Raw genomic sequence first — 16646 nt, forward strand, 5'->3', positions numbered from 1 at the left:
TAATAAACAAAAAATAACGTCGGTCGCTACTACGCACAAGAACAGTGGGACGAAACGGGCGAAATTCCCGATGATGGGGAACTCAAAGCCGAACTCAAACGCCACGAACGCTACACGGACTTGCATTCTCAATCCAGTCAGCGCGTTCTCGAAGAACTCGCTGAAGCGTTCAACGGCTGGTTCGGCAAGCGTCGGAACGGCGATGACCGCGCCCGACCGCCCGGCTACCGCAAAAATAGAGACTCCCACCCGCGTTCAACCGTGTCGTTCAAAGCGGCTGGCTTCAAGCACGACGCACAGTTCACCCGCGTTCGCCTCTCGAAAGGCCGAAACCTCAAAGAACACCGGTCAGACTTCATCCTGTGTGTGTACCAGGCTCGCCCTGATGTTGACCTGACCGAGTGGGACATTCAACAGGTTCGTGCGGTATACAAGCGTGACGAGTGGCGGTTACAATTCGTCTGTCGAACCACTATTGACCCGGAACCACCGGGCGACGAGGTGGCCGGTGTTGACCTCGGGATCTGTAACTTCGCCGCTGTCTCCTTTGGTGGCGAGTCGGTGTTGTATCCCGGTGGCGCACTCAAAGAGGACGAATACTATCTCACGAAGAAGCGTGCCGAGACGGACGATTCGGCTTCACGCGAAGCGAAGCGTCTTGACCGAAAACGCACCGCTCGCCGGACACACTTCTTGCACACACTCTCGAAAGCGATTGTAGAGGGGTGCGTCGAACGAGATGTTGGTACGCTTGTCGTTGGCGACCTCGGTGGCATTCGAGAGGACGACGAGAACGGCGAAGCTCGGAACTGGGGCGACCACGGGAACTTGGACTTGCACGGGTGGGCGTTCGATCGGTTCGCGACGCTACTCGACTACAAGGCGGAAGCCGAGGGCATCGACGTGGAGTTGGTGTCGGAACGCGATACATCGAAGTCGTGTTCAGCATGTGGTCACATGGATGACAACCAGCGTGTGGAGCGTGGACTGTACGTGTGCGAGGAGTGCGACACGGTTGCGAACGCGGACGTGAATGGTGCGGAGAACATTCGACAAAAGGTACTCCCGAGTCTCGCCACGGACGGCGGTGATAGGGATAACGGCTGGTTGGCACAGCCAGGGGTTCGCCTGTTCGACCGTAGCGAGGGCAGTTTCGCCCCGCGAGAACAGGTCGTGAACCGCGAACCGTAATATCCCAACTCAGCGGTGCGGTGCCGTGGGATTCCCGCGTCTTCAGGCGCGGGAGGATGTCAAGAGACTGTGAATCTCAAAACGCAGGAAAATCCGGGTTTCAACCCCGATTAGACGGGTCGACTAATACAGACACCTATTTACAGCGGCAAGGCGGTGAGTAGATCGATATGGGTCGGGTGAGTGCGACCCTGCATGAGCGATACGGAGTCATTCTTCGGGGATCCCGACCCCATTTTTGCTGATAAGGAACTCCTTCGTGTGAGTCACCTTCCAGAGGGTGATCGGATCATCGGCCGTGACGAGGAGTTCACAAACCTCGCGAACGCGATTAAAGACGCCCAGCGAGGCGGGACGCCGAACAACGTGTTGATCTATGGAAAGACGGGAACAGGCAAGAGCCTCTGCTCGAAGTACATCACACAGGATCTCACTGAGGCTGCCGCTGAGAATGATGTCCGCGTTGATGTCGCATACATCGACTGTTTTCAGGACTCAACAGAAACGCAGGCTGTCCGGACGATCGCTGAATCGTTCAACGAGCCCGACGTGACGGGTGTGAAAGTTCCAGCGTCTGGCGTTTCCACGTCTGATTATTATCGGCGGCTCTGGAAGATACTCGATGTACGCCTCGACGTTGGCATCATCATTTTAGACGAGATCGACAAACTCGAAGACGACAACGTTCTCATGCAACTCTCACGAGCGGCGGAAGCCGGAAAGGTAGAAGACAGTACACTCGGTATAATCGGGATCAGCAACAAGATTCGCTACAAGGAAACACTCAATGAGCGCGTCAAATCAAGTCTCTCCGAGCGTGACTTCGTGTTCCCGCCCTATGACGCAAATCAACTGCGTGCAATCCTCAACTCACGGGCAGATGCGTTTCGAGAGGGCGTCCTTGATGACGACGTGATTCCGAAGGTCGCAGCACTCGCGGCGAAAGAACATGGAGACGCTCGGAAGGCGATTGATATTCTCAGATATTCTGGCGAGATCGCCGACGAACACGACGACGACCGCGTCCGCGTTGAGTACGTTGATGAAGCACACGAGCGTGAAGAAGAGGCGCGACTCGCCGAACTAATTGGAAAGCAACCCGAGCACTCGAAATATCTCCTTCAGGGGCTCGCACTCCAGATGCAGCAGTCAACCGATACAGATGCTATGATCCCCTCAAAGCAGGTGTACTCGGCCTACGAGGTTGTGTGTGTGAACGCGAAGGAACCGATCCGCTCAAAATCCGTCGCGTCCGCGACCTCCTCTCCGAACTTGCGTTTCTCTCGCTGATCGAACAGAATCGGAAGGGCCGAGGGAAAGGGAAGGGTGCGCATACAGTGAATCAACTGGTTGATGCCCCCGAACTTGTCGTTGAGGCGTGTAAGTCGGCGTGAACTGGCTTTCTTGTGCGAGCGCTGATGGTGAATGCCGGAACGTGTGTCCGACCGTCACTCGGCGCGCTCTAGCTCGGCGTCTCACCGTCGATCTCGATGATGTCACCGTCGCCGACGTCCAGCGCGTCACGAAGCTTCTCGAGATGGTCGTCTGCCTCCTCGCGGAGCTCCTTCGCGGTGATGAGATCAATGAGGAAGGGGAACTCATCAATGATGACGATGGCGTCCTCCTCTCCCAGCGCTGCGAGGAGTGCCTCCCAGTCACGACGGACATTCTGTAGCGACGGGAACTGTGCGGTGGCAGTCTCCACGAACTGTTCACGCTGATTTTGTGCTGTGGACTCCACTGCTTGGTAGTACACCGAATCGTCCCGATCAGCGATAGATTGTCTGATGAACTCGCTCTTCCCGAGGCGGCGACGACCATAGATTACGATGAAATCCGCCGTCTTGGATTCGTAGCAGTCCGTGAGCTGATCGAATTCCACATCTCGATCAACGAATTGCTCTATACCACCCGTTCAACTCCCATCTAAATAGAATTCTCGATTTTGGAAACTACAGTTTCTGAAATTGTGATTTCTTTACCGAATTCCCTCTGTGGGTGCGAACAGCGTCGATACCTCTCGCCATCTCGGTCGGGCTACGCGCCCCTCCAGAAACTGCCAGGGGCGTGCCACACCAGAGACCACCCATCGCCATGAAGGTAGACTAGCGCTTGGCTCGGTGATGGACGTCGCCGCCGGTCACAAAGAGAGAACCGAGAAGCGGCTCTAGGGCGGTGAAATCACTCGTCGACGACGACGAGCCGTCCAGTCTTTCGCACCGACTCAACGATCGTGTCGGTGTCCAGTGGAACCAGCGTCCGAAGATCGATGACTTTCAGGTCGATACCCTCCGCTGCAAGCGATTTCGCCGCATCGAGTGCGCGATGTACATGCAGTCTAAGTGTAACCACAGTCATATTTGGAAGCACGCCGATCAGTATCGGCGTTGCTGCGCTCCGAGCACAGAACCACTGCGCTTGATCCGAAGACGAGACTGGGCGCCAGTCAGTCAATAGCCGGATCTCCCTGCGTTGATCGCGTTCTGTCTGGACCGACCTCAGGAATGAGGTGATCGCACGGTCGGTGAGTATACGTCGTCGGGCCTCTCAGGACGCGCCATGACTACTGCATCGCGGTGCTACCGGTGTGGGGAACAGTACGAGGACGCAACTCGGGTGCGCTGTACGTGTGGGGAACCGGTCTGGTTTGAAACTGACACGATTGCGTTCGATTGGGACGAGTGTCGAGACTATGACGGAATGTGGCGCTATGAGCCGCTCCTGCCGATCGACCGACCAAAGGGGATCGCCCGCGCCGCAGGTGGAACCCCGCTCGTCAGAAGCGAGGGACTCGACGCCGTCGCGGGCTGTCAGGTGTACGTCAAAGACGAAGGGGAACACCCAACCGGCGCGTACAAAGACCGGGGCAGTGCCGTGGCGGTCCCGCATGCGATTGCCACGAGTGGTGGCGCTGTCGGCACTGTCTCGTACGGCAACATGGCGATGAGCACCGCTGCACATGCAGCCAGTCTGGACCGCGAGTGTGTCGTGCTCGTTCCCGACGTGATCTCGTCAGTCAGGCTGGAGCTCATCGGCCAGTATGAACCGACAATCATGCGAGTTGACGGCGATTATGGAGCCCTCTATGGCGATGCGCTCACACTGTCGACAGAGCTCCCGATCGCGATCCTCGTGAGTGACGCGCCGGCTCGGATCAGCGGGTACAAGACTGCACTCTTCGAGATCTGTGAGGCGTTCGCGCCTGACGTGCCCGACGCGATCGTGTTGCCAACGAGTTCCGGAGGGTTCGCTTCGGGGATCTGGCGTGGGATTCGTGATCTCGAAGCAGCAGGATTGTTGGACGAACCGCCGCGACTGTACCTCGTTCAAACTGCTGTGTCCGATCCGTTGACCCGAGCGTTTGATGCCGGTGAAGTCGATCCGACGCCGCTCGAGGATGATGAGGTCGGCGAGACGATTGCACACTCAATTGGAAATCCCAACCCGCCGAGCGGCGGTCGTGCGCTTGCAGCGGTCCGTGACACGGGTGGCGCGGTCGTTTCGGTACGCGATGAGGAAATTCGGGTGGCGCAGCGACAGTTTGCTGTCGACGGCGGGTTTTGTGTTGAACCGGCGTCGGCGACATCACTCGTGGGTGCGACACGGCTGTCGGAACGTGGTGAAATCGGCGCTGACGAGGATGTTGTCCTTATTCCCACTGGGACCGGATTCAAAGAGCTTGGCTCCGGAGACGCATCGGTTGCGACCAAGCAGACAAGCCGGATGGCCCTTCCAGAGCGCCTCGCCTCACTCCTCGCTGGTTCGTGACACCGCGAGTGACGCAGAGGTATATCCCTCGTCTACTGGATGATCGACCGCAAGGAAACAGTTCAGGGAGGATGTCTATGCCATCCCGTGCTCGGGTGTCGGAAGCTCCTCGGCAACAGCAACATCGTGTCCGGCGGCGTATCCGTTCAGCTTGGCAGCGATCGGCGACTCACGCAATTCTTCGTCGCCGTATCCGGCCGCTTCAAACGCGTCGATAAACGAGGAGACTGAACGGAGCTTGTACTTTTGGTGGTAGTCTTCTGCGCGGTAGAAGCGTGAGAGCTGTTCAATTCGCGTTTCGATCCCATCGGCAGTAAGTCCTCTTGTAGTGAGAAACTCGTCGAGGTCCGCTCGTTGGTCTTCCGTCGCAGCGAACACGATATTCTGATATTGTGTCTTCCTGGTCTGGCGTTGTGGGTTGTGTGACTCAAACACCATCTCCAGAAGATCTCGGTACGCGATCGTGTCAGGATCGAACTCGACTTGGAAGACTTCCGTATGGTCACCTAATGAGTGGTATGTCGGATCGAGTTTTGTCCCGCCAGCGTATCCAACACGGGTGCGAACAACGCCGTCTATCGCACCAAACTGGGCATCCGGCCCCCAGAAACATCCGATCCCGAAGGTCGCCGTGTCTGTCTCCTCGCTGTCCATCGCACGACGATCATACTCGCGTATCTGTGTTTGTGTAAGCGTCATTGGGGTCACCAGCCTCGAGAGTCGCCGAAGTGCGGTTCGTGGGTCCCACCGCATCTACCATCTGTTAGGCTCGCAGACGTATATGCTGAGTGTCGGTCGCCGGATGTTGTCCATTGTGAGTTGACAATCTCTTCAGTCTGTATGCGTAGTACTCCTGTTCTCGCTTACGGTGCGGACTAGTCGGAGTATCCGTTCTCGAACGGCGCGTCCTCGTATATTTATGTACTCCAACCGAAGTAACAGTGATGGATCGACACGAAGCACGGTGCGCTACAGCCGACTAACATGGATCAACTCCCCACAGACAGGCTCTCGCCGCTAGCCAGTCGAGTCGACGACGTACTCGCGTTATACGGCTACGAGATCGGCCCTGCTATCGAGGCCATCGACGCAGCCGTGGCCGGATACGGGGGGTTGTTCAGTCCAGAGACGACCGATGGCGAAATACGAACCGCCGTCGAGGAGGTTCTCGCTGCTGGTTCGCCGGATGCCGGGAACTGTCGATGGGATTCAGCCGACATCGATATTGTCCTCTACGTCGACGGAAGTTCCCGTGGGAATCCCGGTCCAGCTGGTGCCGGTGCCGTGATTCAGGTTCATGACGGGCCAGTCGTACAGCTCGGGCGACCGGTCGGTGCTCGATCGGAGAATAACACCGCAGAATACGCTGCGCTTCACCTCGGGCTTGAGGTATTGGCTGCGCGTTGTGACCCAGATACTGTGGAGATCCGTATCGATTCGAGGACCGTGATTGACGACATCTGGGGGGACAGTTCCGGCCTTGCGTCAGCTGCACCATATCGGCCAACTATTCAGGAGCGAATTGCAGCACTCCCCGTGTGCGAGTGGACGCACCTGGCTGACAGTGATCCGAACCCGGCAGACGCTCGCGCTGCGGTTGGGTCTGACATCGCGGCGCTTGGTCCGTGAGTGTAGATCGAATTATTTTCGATGATCGTAGGCGATGCCCTAATGAAATCGTCAGCAGGTGATCTGGTTCAGAATGTGCTGCCTGACTAGTTGTTCGTCAGTCTCCACCTGCACTGATGCTCATGAACTCAAAATCTGGGCTGCGAGAGCTGAACCGATCGAGTGAGAATGGCTCGGAGGGTAATGGAGAGTCCTCTGCGGCCACAAGACTCCGAATGAGTCGCCTGGCGACGGGAGCTGACATCACACCGCGTCCGTGGAATCCGGCAGCGATAACAAGTCCGTCAGGGGCGTCCCCCGGCGAGTCGATTATCGGCCGCGTGTCAGGGGTTGCCCCGTCGATCCCCGCCCAGCCGTCAACTACGCGGAGCGCACCATCCATTCGGAGAAATCGCGGAATAAGGCCGGTGACGTGGCGATCGACACCGTGCTCGACTGCTACGAGGCGGTGCTTGATGACTATCGGGTACCGGACCCGAGACTCCGCGTCGAACACCTTGAACTGGCTACCGATGAGGCGATTGACCGAATGGCCGAACTCGGAATCGTCGCGAGCATGCAGCCGAATTTCCTCCAATGGGCCGGCGAGGGAGGGATCTACGAGACTGTCCTCGGTGACGAGGCCCGCGGTGCCAATAACCGCTTTCGGAGCGTCTGTGACGCCGGCGTATCGCTCGCGTTCGGCAGTGACACGATGCCGATTGGACCGCTCCACGGTATCCACCACGCGGTCAATGCGCCACACGACGCCCAGCGCCTCTCCGTTGACGAGGCGATCGCAGCATACACGCGAGACGCGGCGTACGCAGAGTTCACCGAAGACGAGAAGTGAACACTCGAACCCGACAAGCTCGCCGATGCGGTCGTCCTTGACGCGGACCCGTTCGCGGAACCGGAGTCGATCGCGGCCATCGACGTCGATATCACGGTCGTTGACGGCAACATCGCGTACGAAGATCCGGCCTAGTCAAGGCCGTTTTTGCTGGGAATAACCGACTCAAACCGTGTTTGTAGTCGTCTCCGTCCGAGTGAGCTGAGGACCGCCGGGATCGACGATACGGATTTACCGTTTGGGAATCTAACTTCCGGAATGACACAACGATCCCTCCCCGCGCGCGTGCTATGGTTCGTGTTCATCGGCTGGTGGGCAACACCGATCGTCGTCAACACTGCGTGGCTACTCAACGTCACGGTGGTCCTGCTCCCAATCGGCATCAAGCTGATCAACCTCGTGCCGACGGTGCTCACGCTCGCGGAGCCCCGATCGCTTTCAGAGCCTGAATCAGCACGGGGGCAACACTCGCTCCCCGTCCGAGCGATCTACTTTGCCTTCGTCGGCTGGTGGCTGAGCCTGCTGTGGGCGAACGTGGCGTCGTTCCTCGCAATGACGGTCGTGGGGCTTCCAGTTGCAATCTGGATGCTCAACCGGCTGCCATACGTCACGTCGCTGTATCGGTTTCACGGATGATTCTAGCGGTCACTGCCCGGTCAGCGATGTCCCAAACGAACTCAAGATCAACGCTATATTCTTCGTTCATCGTAGCGACTGCTTCTGCTTTGATGATCGTTACGGAACGTGTGACAGCTGTTCTTCGAGTTCTTCCGTCGTCGTCCACGAAAAGCACTGGTTCAGTGATTCAAGATGGACAAGGGAATCGGTCACCACGCCGCTATATGATGGCGTACGGCCGCCAAGTTCGGAGTCCACGTACGAGCCAAGCTCCTGTGTCGAAATGTCCAGTCCTTGGTCACGAGCGCGTTCAGCGAGCGCAGCAAATCTCTCGTCAAGATCATCAGCATGGTACGCTAGTTCGATGGCCCGAGCACGGATCGCGTCTTGTGTTGTGAGTAGAGACTCGTCGTCGTAGCGTTCCTCCCGTGCCCGAGGGAAGAGATACGTGCGGTCAAGCAGTGTCGGGCGTTCAACACGCCCAAACTCGGCGACTGCACCACCAGTATCGTGTTCGAGGATAAGCGGAATCGCATCTGCGTAGAGGGCGTGGAGAAAGAACTTCACTTTGAGATCCGGAATATTATCCGACACACAGAGGTCGGGTTGCGTGGCAAGGAGGTACGCGTAGGCATCGTGCCGGTGGTTCAGCACGTCAAGCGCTTCATCAAGCCGGTGCTTAAATGGAGATTCGTAGCTTCCCAGAACGAAATACGTCGAATGTGGTCCGAATAGGTGTTCGTGACGGTCTCTCATATACGAGAGGAGCCGCTCACTATCGACTGGGTCAAGTTCCAACCCGTAGAGAACATCGTCGAGGATGAAGTCCGTGAGTTCCTTTGTGCTCTTTGGTATCTTCTCCATATCAACCATTATGGTAATATTATCTTATAACCATACTGGTCCAACTTAGATGAGTCAATCCCATATACTTATGCGGACTGCCACTGTAGGTTTTGATACAATGGCCGAGATCTCCCCACACTCCAACGCTGACAGAGAGGAAAATCCCCTCGAACGGCAGCGTGAGTTGATGGAGTTGCTGTCACAGGAGACCCGACACAGCATCATTCAGACACTCTTGGGGCATCCAGCAGTCCTCGCGTCAGCGGATGAGATTAACCACTTCATCCCGAACAAATCGAGAAAGACCGTCCAAGAGCAACTGGAGGTCCTCGTTGAAGCAGAGGTGCTTACAATCTACGACTATCCCCCGAACAAGGACACGCGCGGGTTGCCGTGGAAATTCTACGGCTTCACCGAGCGTGGTGCTGACATCCTCGGTGATTTCAATTACCTCAAGGGTGTCCCGATAGCGCGAGCGGTACACCAAAAAACTCGGAAGCCCGAAAAGATTGAGCGGCATGAGACGGCTCCGCGACCACCTCTTCCAGAGCCGGTTCGTGTAACGTTCCGAATCGACGAAAAAGAAGCGTAACGGGGATCGTCTGCGGTGGAGGGGATCGGCGACAGTCAGTAGCGATCAGCAGACAGGAGTTCCAATCACTCGACTGGTATTACCTCTGTCACGGGTCAGGTGTCTGGATAGACAATCGAAGGGCACAGGAAGGATAGGCGTCATTTGGGAGCGTTGAGTAGGAGCCGGCTAATTCGCGTGCTGTCAACGCGAGGATAGCGGCATCAAGGACATCATCGACACGACGGGCGCTGGTTCGACTGTTGAACGCTCCGACCTTTCAGGCGTGAGGCGGTCGAAATCGGCGTCCTGAAGACGATGATCTCTGACATCGCTCACTCGGCTCATCCATAGCAACATCTACACTGGTGCAGTATCGAGGTTGGAGCGAATGGCCGACTCGTTGTGGTACCCGTCCGTCGAAGACGTCGTCGCCATCCACGATGACCTCGTCGCGGAGTACCCCGACACTCCCGCCGGTGTTCGGAACCGTGGTGACATCGAATTCGCGTTGAATTACATCGAAGAGGGCAGCTTCGGCTCCGCACCGGACACCATCCACGAGAAGGCGTATCACCTCCTCCGGCTCCTCGTCGCCAATCATCCCTTCGTCGATGCGAACAAACGAACTGCACTCAACGTGACGGTCGTCTTCTACTTCCTCAACGGGTATCGGTTCGAGTACGACGACGAAGTGAGGGCGATTCTGAAAGAGTTCGGAACCGACGAAGCGGCGGTGGATGAGGAAGACACCACCGAGTATCTCCGATCCCACACCGAAGAGCTGGACCTGGCCGGTGAGATCGACGAATGGCGAGACGACCTCGTCAAGTACGGGCTAGATCAGTTGACCGGCGATTCTTCGGACCCGAACGATTAACGGCGTTCGAAGCGTCCGTTTAGGTATGGCCACCGAAGAAGGCGCAGAAACGACCTCCCCGCTTGACGACGTGATGGAGGATATCCGGCGGGAACTGGTTCGGCGGGTCGCGGCGGACGATCGAGAGACGAACCGAGACATCTACGACGCTCTCGAAGACGAGTAACCGGGACTGTATCGTACCCGCCACAGGAGAAAGTGTACGTCTGCCATTTGGACATCGTGTTCCAGAGAAAATCAGAATCGTATCCAGCTTCATCTACTTCCATACCGATAGGTGCTTGCTGTCACAGAAGACGGCCGGTATTCAGTCATGGCTGTTGTGTTGTGGGTGGATTGGGTCGCTCCGATACGTGGACAGATCGACGTTCAGGCGTCGGCGAACTCGGCCAGTGAGTGGTTCGAACTGCTACTGTTCCACTTGCCGATTTGGATGAGCTCAAACGTCTCAATCGGGGCGTCGATCGTGTCTGTGATTTGGGTCTGAACCGCAGACGGGAGACTCTCAACGGGGATCGCCGTGATCGCGTGACCGGTGAGGAGATGACTGGTGGCGAGGCTTGTCGGAGCGACAACGATCACGCTTGCCCCGTCGACATCGTCGAGCGCGAGTTGGGCATCCCGATACTGGTGGACGGTCGCATCTAGTTCCTCAACCGGGAACAGGCAGTCAGCAGCCCCGAATTCGATACTCGCCCCTGCTGACCCAAAATGCCCTTTGAGCATAACTACTTACGAATATATGCTTTATGGACATTAACGTTGTGGTGAATGAGGCGGTGATATGTCTTTCTACGGGCCATGCTCACCAGTTTGAAACCGCATTGCGGCAACGAATCGGGTGTTTCGTTGTCGGAATTAAAGTGAAACAGAATTAATTCTGTAGACCACAGATATATACCGCCCTATACCTAACGCCGTAGTAACGAGGCGACACGAATGGACCTTACCGACATCCCTGAGGAAGCGTACGACGGTGAGGAGCCTCCGCCGGACCTCACCGAACTTGAGTCACCCGAGACGCTTCTCAAAGACGGACCGATCCGCGAACGGCTCCTTGATGTCATCACTGGGCTTCGAACCCCCACGAAGGTCTCCAACATCGCTGATCTCGCTGACTGCGGTACCGAGACTGCCCGAGACTATCTCGCGTGGTTCGACGAGATGGGCATGGTTCACCGCCACGACGGTCGTCCCGTCCGGTACGAGCGCAACAACGCGTATTTTCAGTGGCGACGCATTGACCGTATCCGCGACGAATACTCCGATCAGGAACTCGTCGACGCGCTTGCAGACACACTCGACAAAATCGAAGCGTACAGAGCGCAATTTGACGCAGACGATCCGAACGAGATCTCTCTGGTTGAAGCCAGCAGAGACATGGCAACTGAAGACGCGTGGGAGGCGCTCTCTGAGTGGGAGACACTCGAACAGCGAGCAGCGCTCCTCGACGCGGCGAGACGTGACCACCCTGCCTCTGGTAGCACTCCCAGTCACATCGATGCCTGATCAGTCGGGCGACCCACCCAGTACCGGCCCGATCGATGCTGGAGTTCTCGACCGGATCGCCGCTCACCTCCTCCGAAGCGCTCGATTCGATGGTGTCCACGCACGGCCTGCGTATGCGCCAAACGCTGTCGTTGCTGACTACGACCTCGGGTACTTCCCCAGCGGGGTCACGCGCGCGTCGCTTCGGATCCGATGGTTCGAGACCGACGACTTCAGCATCCATTACGCCGAGCAGTATCAGACGAGCAATTCGTGGGAGTGTCGATGGGATCGCCACCCCAACGATCACAACACCCGCGAGCACTTCCACCCGCCTCCGGATGCATCAACACCAGGCGACGATGCTGAGTATCCACCCGAATGGCGAGACGTACTCGCCACCGTGCTCGCTCGTCTTGACGAACGGATCGAGGCATTCTGGGACGAGTAAAATCGCCTCGTGAGTTACGAAAACTCCGGCCGCTCAGCATACCCGATCAGATCGCGTGACCCAGCGTTCCGGAACGCTTCAAGCCGGAAGGCACACGCGTCACACGTCCCGCACGCCGGCTCCTCATCGCGGTAACACGACCACGTCAGCTCGTACGGCACCCCGAGCTCCAACCCACGCTCGGCGATCTCCGTTTTCGACCACTCAACGAACGGCGCTTTCAGCTCAATCTCCGTCTCCGGTTTCGTACCGACATCGATCACGTTCTGAAAGGCGTCGAAGAAGGCGGGGCGACAGTCGGGATACCCGGAGAAGTCCTCCGAGTGCGCCCCGATAAACAGCGCCTCCGACTCAGTCGCCTCCGCGTACGACGTCGCCATCGACAACAGGTTCGCGTTCCGGAACGGGACGTACGACGTCGGAATCTCGTCACTCTCCATATCCGCGTCAGCCACATCCATCTCTTCGTCCGTCAGACTCGATGCCCCGATCTGCGAGAGATGTCCCGTCTCGATATGGAGAAAGTCAGCCGCATCAACCTCCTCAGCAAGCGCCTGTGCGCACTCGTACTCTTTGTCTTCCGTGCGCTGTCCGTACGACGTATGGAGGAAGTACGGCTCGTACCCTTGCTCCATCGCCTCGTAGACAGCCGTCGCACTATCCATCCCGCCGGACACCAGAATGACCGCGCTTTTGTTGCTCATGTTTGCTCAGTTTCGTCGAATCGATTACTCGTCAGTTCGCCACACCGCACTCGCGGCACCACACGATCTCGACCAGGCTGTCTCTGGGCGACGCTCATGTTCCCGGTGCGTCGTTCCACAGGTCCACGTGAAGTCGCGGCGTGTACCGGTAGCCGTACTCCATCGCCAGTTCGGCGACCTCGCTTCGCGTCCCGTCGAGTTGCTCGCGCGTCATGCCCTCTGGCATCAACAACACGTCATCATCTCCGACGGTCGTCGCCGTCGCTTCTCGCACCCGGTCAACCAGATCCGTGATCTCTGGGAGGTCCGACTCGTCGGTCACGACGAACTTGAGCTGCGTCTCGTAGTCGTCGACCATGCGGGAGAGCGCATCCATATCGATCCGATTCTGTTCGTGTTGCTCTTCGAATTCGCCCTCCCCCTTCGGGTCCCGATCCGGCGTCGGCGTGCTGCTCGCCAGCTTCGGGCTGATGCTTGCGAGGTCGATGGGGGCATCCCGGTAGATCGTCCCGTTCGTCTCCACCGTCGTGTGATACCCCTCTGCGTCGAGCCGTTCGAGGAGCTCGACTGACTCCTCGTGGATAAGTGGCTCGCCGCCCGTCAGCACAACATGGCCAGCCTGCTCGTGGGACTGTACTTCCTCCACGATCGTGTCGACGTCGCGCCACGCCCCAGTCGGCTCCCACGACGTATGGTACGAATCACAGAACCAACACCGCAGGTTACAGCCTGAGGTCCGCACAAACACCGAGGGGACGCCAGCAAGCGTTCCCTCGCCCTGGAGCGAGTAGAACACCTCGTTGATCGGGAGGCCCTCACCAGCCGCGTCAGCGTCCGGTGTGGGCTCCTCGATATCGCTAGCGACCGGCATCAGTAGGTCGCACAGAGCTCGCCGGTTTCGCTCACCGACACCGACACGTCCGAGACGGTGTCCGGGAACACGTCGAGCATGCGTTGTTCGAGGAGGACACTCATCACCTCTGCCGTTGGTGGGTGATCGAGGACGACGAGGGCGTCGCCGTCGCCTGACGCTTCGAAGGCGTCGACGAGTGGATCGCCTTCCTCGACGAGGAACCGGTGGTCCCACGCGTCGATGACGTCCGTGACGTCGCCTTTGTCGACGACCCACCCCTCCTCGGTGAGTTCGCCGGTCACTTTCACGGTGATCTCGTAGTTGTGGCCGTGTGGCCGCGAGCACTTCCCGTCATGATGGAGGATTCGATGGCCCGAGCTAATTCGGATGGGGTTGTCGGCTCCGATGTGGAGTGTTCGTTGGCCTGCTTCGGCCAAGTCTACTGATGTCAAATCATCTTGGGGTATGCTTTGGGACATACTCGAAGAGTACTAGGAGTAGATATAAGCATTAAGTTTCGTCGGCTCTGTCAGGCCCTACACTTCAATCGACTCTCAAACAAAGCAACCCATCATCAATAAGTCATATTCATTTGTCTAAGTTACTAACTTTCTTTAGCATTCTCAATCAATTTTTCTAAGGTTTCTGCCTGGACCTCATCTAAACTCGGCTTGATCCGTCTAAATGTTTTCTTTGCTTCTTTAACGTCTGAGTCGTTTGGGTCATTCCTCAGCTTTCGTTTAACCAACTCAGCCTTTTGATCCGCTTCTTTTCTTGTAACCATAGGATCAGAATTGAATTAAACACAAATATAATTTTCTCACATATATCCTATCAATATGAGTGAATAGAAAGTTGAGATTGAAAGCCAAAGTAACATCGTGAGGACTGGGATATATTGTTCAATCATGAATGACTTGGATTTTAGAAAGTTGGGAAGAGGAACTCTTGAGTCAGGTTCTGGTGCATCAATTTTCAATTCAAGTAGTTTATGCTTATCTAGATCCGCAATATCCCATTCTAATTCGCAAACGACATACTCCCAATTTTGAATATTTGCATCACTATAGTACATGACTATTAGCCATATTACTGAAAATATGACACCGAAGACTCCAAGAAATATAATTATGCGCCTATCCTGTCTTGCTAATGATGCTGCCGTAAATAAGAGACCTTGAAGAACTAAGAATGCAGATACACGAGCCCAATATAATTCTCTCTGCTTCTGAAGTATATCCAACGATTTAAGATATAATGCTAGCTCGCGTGATGGTTGGTCCATAGAAATCAATCATAGTGGAAATTATATTAAAGCTGGTGAGGGTTTCCCATTCATCTGCTACCTATCTTTACAATACCGACCATCCTAACCATACCAACTCAAACAGATGTTCCGATAGCCGTATGGGATACAGCGCGATATTCATCACTGCCGCCGACTGAATAAATGAATTTGATTGGCAATTCATAACAAATTAAGGATTAATTCTAGACTCGTTGTGACTGACGCACCCTATCGAGATTGAATGCCGATATTGCTCCTACATTTTGTCTCACCAGATTATGACCCACTCCGTCGTTAACAATTATACAATAGTGCCCAGGAGTATTGTTGTATGAGCGTCCCTCTGGAAGCGATTGAGGAGGAAGTTGACCAATTAGAAGAAGATGCAGAGGAGATCGAGGAATTGTATACTGAATTCTTCGAGCGGGTTGGAACCTATACTACCAGTGGTCCCTTTGACAGTAGAGTTGGGCCGTTTTGGGAAACTCCATCTGATGAGTTGGAAGAAATTCAGAGGAAAGCGCTACGGAAGTATGAGAGATGGTATAATTCTGCTTCAACTTTAATATTCGAATATATGTCCGACCGAAGTGAGGATTTTAAAGATCATTATGAGGGCTTTACAAAACGTCTCAGGTTGAATGAACAACCTTCATCTGGTGCAAAAGAGGTCCTAATTGCCCAAAACCAGAATTTCGATGCTCAGCTTAGTATCCTCCGGTCTATCCCGTCAAGAGTTCGTATAGAGGAATTAAAGGTGAGAAGACAAGTATCAAAGGAAGTCTCTCAAAGTGAGTTGGACCGGGCCAGATATCTTTTTCAAGAAGATGAAATTCGAGCAAGTGGGGTCGTTGCCGGTGTGGCTTTAGAACGATACTTATTAATGAAGTGTGAGAACGCAGCGAGTGACATCGACTACTCGTATCGAGATGGAACCTCGACATTGGCCCAGAAACTCTACGAAGGCGATGAGATTGATTCGACTGTAGAGAAACACCTTCAACACCTTGCTGATATTCGGGCCGACTGCGCCCACGCAAATGAAGAAGATCCCGATGAGGATGATGTACGTCGGCTCCTCAAAGATGTGGAGGATTATGTTCGAGGTAGAAAATTGTAGATCGGGTCACTCATCTCAAAAAAGGGCCTTCGATAAGTTACTCCAGTACCACAATCCTTGTCTTGAAAAAAGACGAACACGGCCCACATACTCAGCATGTCTTAATCTATCCCCTCTGTATCTCGCACGATGTTCTTGACAGATAATGGGTAAGTCCACGGAGTGGTCGATACGTTAGTTCCATACACTGGTCGATTGAACTTTGGTAAAATATCACCTATCGAGTATCCAATATGGCCAGTAGCCGTATGGATAAACTCTGGTCTCGAATACGTACACAGTTAGGAACCAACATTGCAACGGCCACAGCATATGGATGATGTGATCAAATGCGATCGTTGTACCACGCAAGCGTTTCACCAAACTGCAACCCATCTGTCGGGATTGTGAATTCAACACTCGTCTCG

At 55.6% G+C, this 16646-nt stretch carries 20 protein-coding genes and 4 pseudogenes; 12 read left to right on the forward strand and 12 right to left on the reverse strand.

Features of this window, described 5'->3' with window-relative positions:
- Positions 1-15: 15 nt before the first annotated feature.
- Together ACP96_RS10925 and ACP96_RS10930 are read left to right on the forward strand one after the other, a co-directional pair.
- A pseudogene (locus ACP96_RS10925) lies at positions 16-1191 on the forward strand (RNA-guided endonuclease InsQ/TnpB family protein); the annotation flags it as partial.
- Between the two features lie 195 nt (positions 1192-1386).
- Positions 1387-2585 (forward strand): annotated as a pseudogene (locus tag ACP96_RS10930) (Cdc6/Cdc18 family protein).
- 68 nt (positions 2586-2653) lie between these two features.
- Here the strand turns inward: ACP96_RS10930 and ACP96_RS10935 are convergent.
- Both ACP96_RS10935 and ACP96_RS17720 read right to left on the reverse strand, forming a co-directional pair.
- Positions 2654-3097: an AAA family ATPase gene (locus tag ACP96_RS10935; protein ID WP_082222510.1), complete on the reverse strand. Its 444-nt coding sequence runs from the start codon at positions 3095-3097 to the stop codon at positions 2654-2656.
- Between the two features lie 278 nt (positions 3098-3375).
- Positions 3376-3552 (reverse strand): annotated as a pseudogene (locus ACP96_RS17720) (transketolase C-terminal domain-containing protein); the annotation flags it as partial.
- A gap of 339 nt (positions 3553-3891) precedes the next feature.
- Here ACP96_RS17720 and ACP96_RS10940 point away from each other — a divergent pair.
- Positions 3892-4959 (forward strand): pyridoxal-phosphate dependent enzyme, encoded by a 1068-nt coding sequence (locus tag ACP96_RS10940; protein ID WP_050033334.1) that lies wholly within the window; start codon positions 3892-3894, stop codon positions 4957-4959.
- 75 nt (positions 4960-5034) lie between these two features.
- Here ACP96_RS10940 and msrA read toward each other — a convergent pair whose 3' ends face one another.
- Positions 5035-5658, reverse strand: coding sequence for a peptide-methionine (S)-S-oxide reductase MsrA (gene msrA, locus ACP96_RS10945; protein ID WP_050033335.1), 624 nt, complete (start codon positions 5656-5658; stop codon positions 5035-5037).
- Between the two features lie 285 nt (positions 5659-5943).
- Here msrA and ACP96_RS17725 point away from each other — a divergent pair, with 285 nt between their 5' ends.
- Positions 5944-6588, forward strand: coding sequence for a ribonuclease HI family protein (locus ACP96_RS17725; RefSeq protein WP_082222512.1), 645 nt, complete (start codon positions 5944-5946; stop codon positions 6586-6588).
- 97 nt (positions 6589-6685) lie between these two features.
- On the opposite strand, the gene ACP96_RS19840 is transcribed toward ACP96_RS17725, so the two are convergent.
- Positions 6686-6970: an FAD-dependent oxidoreductase gene (locus ACP96_RS19840; protein ID WP_154020450.1), complete on the reverse strand. Its 285-nt coding sequence runs from the start codon at positions 6968-6970 to the stop codon at positions 6686-6688.
- A gap of 30 nt (positions 6971-7000) precedes the next feature.
- Between ACP96_RS19840 and ACP96_RS17730 the strand changes: the two genes are divergently transcribed.
- Positions 7001-7420 (forward strand): amidohydrolase family protein, encoded by a 420-nt coding sequence (locus ACP96_RS17730; RefSeq protein ID WP_050033336.1) that lies wholly within the window; start codon positions 7001-7003, stop codon positions 7418-7420.
- 258 nt (positions 7421-7678) lie between these two features.
- A complete protein-coding gene (locus ACP96_RS10955; RefSeq protein ID WP_050033337.1) occupies positions 7679-8056 on the forward strand; it encodes a YccF domain-containing protein in 378 nt (125 codons plus the stop codon).
- A gap of 99 nt (positions 8057-8155) precedes the next feature.
- Here ACP96_RS10955 and ACP96_RS10960 read toward each other — a convergent pair whose 3' ends face one another.
- The gene (locus tag ACP96_RS10960; protein WP_050033338.1) at positions 8156-8902 is read right to left on the reverse strand and encodes a hypothetical protein; all 747 of its coding nucleotides are present in this window, start codon (positions 8900-8902) and stop codon (positions 8156-8158) included.
- Positions 8903-9002: 100 nt separating this feature from the next.
- Here ACP96_RS10960 and ACP96_RS10965 point away from each other — a divergent pair, with 100 nt between their 5' ends.
- Positions 9003-9476 carry a hypothetical protein gene (locus tag ACP96_RS10965; protein ID WP_050033339.1) on the forward strand — a complete coding sequence of 158 codons (474 nt, stop codon included), beginning with the start codon at positions 9003-9005 and terminating at the stop codon, positions 9474-9476.
- An 88-nt stretch (positions 9477-9564) separates the two neighbouring features.
- On the opposite strand, the pseudogene ACP96_RS19895 reads toward ACP96_RS10965, so the two are convergent.
- Positions 9565-9696: pseudogene (locus tag ACP96_RS19895) on the reverse strand (hypothetical protein); the annotation flags it as partial.
- Positions 9697-9846: 150 nt separating this feature from the next.
- Here ACP96_RS19895 and ACP96_RS10970 point away from each other — a divergent pair.
- Together ACP96_RS10970 and ACP96_RS19230 are read left to right on the forward strand one after the other, a co-directional pair.
- Positions 9847-10335: a type II toxin-antitoxin system death-on-curing family toxin gene (locus ACP96_RS10970; RefSeq protein WP_050033340.1), complete on the forward strand. Its 489-nt coding sequence runs from the start codon at positions 9847-9849 to the stop codon at positions 10333-10335.
- A gap of 25 nt (positions 10336-10360) precedes the next feature.
- Complete coding sequence (locus ACP96_RS19230) at positions 10361-10501, forward strand: hypothetical protein (RefSeq protein ID WP_202593943.1); 141 nt, start codon at positions 10361-10363, stop codon at positions 10499-10501.
- A gap of 203 nt (positions 10502-10704) precedes the next feature.
- On the opposite strand, the gene ACP96_RS10975 is transcribed toward ACP96_RS19230, so the two are convergent.
- A complete protein-coding gene (locus ACP96_RS10975) occupies positions 10705-11061 on the reverse strand; it encodes a hypothetical protein (protein ID WP_050033341.1) in 357 nt (118 codons plus the stop codon).
- A gap of 213 nt (positions 11062-11274) precedes the next feature.
- On the opposite strand from ACP96_RS10975, the gene ACP96_RS10980 reads away from it, so the two are divergent.
- Positions 11275-11844: a DUF7342 family protein gene (locus ACP96_RS10980; RefSeq protein WP_050033342.1), complete on the forward strand. Its 570-nt coding sequence runs from the start codon at positions 11275-11277 to the stop codon at positions 11842-11844.
- Positions 11837-12274, forward strand: coding sequence for a hypothetical protein (locus ACP96_RS17735; RefSeq protein ID WP_082222513.1), 438 nt, complete (start codon positions 11837-11839; stop codon positions 12272-12274). The genes ACP96_RS10980 and ACP96_RS17735 overlap by 8 nt, the downstream gene beginning before the upstream one ends.
- A gap of 14 nt (positions 12275-12288) precedes the next feature.
- Here the strand turns inward: ACP96_RS17735 and queC are convergent, their stop codons facing one another.
- The 5 genes from queC to ACP96_RS18675 all read right to left on the reverse strand — a co-directional run bounded on the left by queC (position 12289) and on the right by ACP96_RS18675 (position 15116).
- Positions 12289-12978, reverse strand: coding sequence for a 7-cyano-7-deazaguanine synthase QueC (gene queC / locus ACP96_RS10985; RefSeq protein WP_050033343.1), 690 nt, complete (start codon positions 12976-12978; stop codon positions 12289-12291).
- A gap of 94 nt (positions 12979-13072) precedes the next feature.
- On the reverse strand, positions 13073-13849 hold the full coding sequence (locus tag ACP96_RS10990; RefSeq protein ID WP_050033344.1) for a 7-carboxy-7-deazaguanine synthase QueE: 777 nt from the start codon (positions 13847-13849) through the stop codon (positions 13073-13075).
- A complete protein-coding gene (locus tag ACP96_RS10995; RefSeq protein WP_050033345.1) occupies positions 13849-14310 on the reverse strand; it encodes a 6-pyruvoyl trahydropterin synthase family protein in 462 nt (153 codons plus the stop codon). The genes ACP96_RS10990 and ACP96_RS10995 overlap by 1 nt, the downstream gene beginning before the upstream one ends.
- Positions 14311-14435: 125 nt before the next feature.
- Positions 14436-14615, reverse strand: coding sequence for a hypothetical protein (locus ACP96_RS18670; protein ID WP_154020451.1), 180 nt, complete (start codon positions 14613-14615; stop codon positions 14436-14438).
- 36 nt (positions 14616-14651) lie between these two features.
- Entirely contained in the window at positions 14652-15116 is a 465-nt protein-coding gene (locus tag ACP96_RS18675) for a RipA family octameric membrane protein (RefSeq protein ID WP_154020452.1), read from the reverse strand.
- 334 nt (positions 15117-15450) lie between these two features.
- Between ACP96_RS18675 and ACP96_RS18680 the strand changes: the two genes are divergently transcribed.
- Positions 15451-16239 (forward strand): hypothetical protein, encoded by a 789-nt coding sequence (locus tag ACP96_RS18680; RefSeq protein WP_154020453.1) that lies wholly within the window; start codon positions 15451-15453, stop codon positions 16237-16239.
- Positions 16240-16646 lie beyond the last annotated feature (407 nt).

The organism is Halorubrum halophilum (assembly GCF_000739595.1).
Classification (GTDB): domain Archaea; phylum Halobacteriota; class Halobacteria; order Halobacteriales; family Haloferacaceae; genus Halorubrum; species Halorubrum halophilum.

What these genes read in the sequence shown, in the direction of transcription:
- ACP96_RS10940 (WP_050033334.1), top strand. Translation starts at nt 3,892, where the DNA reads ATGTGGCGCTATGAGCCGCTCCTGCCGATCGACCGACCAAAGGGGATC.
- msrA (WP_050033335.1), bottom strand. Translation starts at nt 5,658, where the DNA reads ATGACGCTTACACAAACACAGATACGCGAGTATGATCGTCGTGCGATG.
- ACP96_RS17725 (WP_082222512.1), top strand. Translation starts at nt 5,944, where the DNA reads ATGGATCAACTCCCCACAGACAGGCTCTCGCCGCTAGCCAGTCGAGTC.
- ACP96_RS19840 (WP_154020450.1), bottom strand. Translation starts at nt 6,970, where the DNA reads ATGGATGGTGCGCTCCGCGTAGTTGACGGCTGGGCGGGGATCGACGGG.
- ACP96_RS10955 (WP_050033337.1), top strand. Translation starts at nt 7,679, where the DNA reads ATGACACAACGATCCCTCCCCGCGCGCGTGCTATGGTTCGTGTTCATC.
- ACP96_RS10960 (WP_050033338.1), bottom strand. Translation starts at nt 8,902, where the DNA reads ATGGAGAAGATACCAAAGAGCACAAAGGAACTCACGGACTTCATCCTC.
- ACP96_RS10965 (WP_050033339.1), top strand. Translation starts at nt 9,003, where the DNA reads ATGGCCGAGATCTCCCCACACTCCAACGCTGACAGAGAGGAAAATCCC.
- ACP96_RS10970 (WP_050033340.1), top strand. Translation starts at nt 9,847, where the DNA reads ATGGCCGACTCGTTGTGGTACCCGTCCGTCGAAGACGTCGTCGCCATC.
- ACP96_RS19230 (WP_202593943.1), top strand. Translation starts at nt 10,361, where the DNA reads ATGGCCACCGAAGAAGGCGCAGAAACGACCTCCCCGCTTGACGACGTG.
- ACP96_RS10975 (WP_050033341.1), bottom strand. Translation starts at nt 11,061, where the DNA reads ATGCTCAAAGGGCATTTTGGGTCAGCAGGGGCGAGTATCGAATTCGGG.
- ACP96_RS10980 (WP_050033342.1), top strand. Translation starts at nt 11,275, where the DNA reads ATGGACCTTACCGACATCCCTGAGGAAGCGTACGACGGTGAGGAGCCT.
- ACP96_RS17735 (WP_082222513.1), top strand. Translation starts at nt 11,837, where the DNA reads ATGCCTGATCAGTCGGGCGACCCACCCAGTACCGGCCCGATCGATGCT.
- queC (WP_050033343.1), bottom strand. Translation starts at nt 12,978, where the DNA reads ATGAGCAACAAAAGCGCGGTCATTCTGGTGTCCGGCGGGATGGATAGT.
- ACP96_RS10990 (WP_050033344.1), bottom strand. Translation starts at nt 13,849, where the DNA reads ATGCCGGTCGCTAGCGATATCGAGGAGCCCACACCGGACGCTGACGCG.
- ACP96_RS10995 (WP_050033345.1), bottom strand. Translation starts at nt 14,310, where the DNA reads ATGTCCCAAAGCATACCCCAAGATGATTTGACATCAGTAGACTTGGCC.
- ACP96_RS18670 (WP_154020451.1), bottom strand. Translation starts at nt 14,615, where the DNA reads ATGGTTACAAGAAAAGAAGCGGATCAAAAGGCTGAGTTGGTTAAACGA.
- ACP96_RS18675 (WP_154020452.1), bottom strand. Translation starts at nt 15,116, where the DNA reads ATGGACCAACCATCACGCGAGCTAGCATTATATCTTAAATCGTTGGAT.
- ACP96_RS18680 (WP_154020453.1), top strand. Translation starts at nt 15,451, where the DNA reads ATGAGCGTCCCTCTGGAAGCGATTGAGGAGGAAGTTGACCAATTAGAA.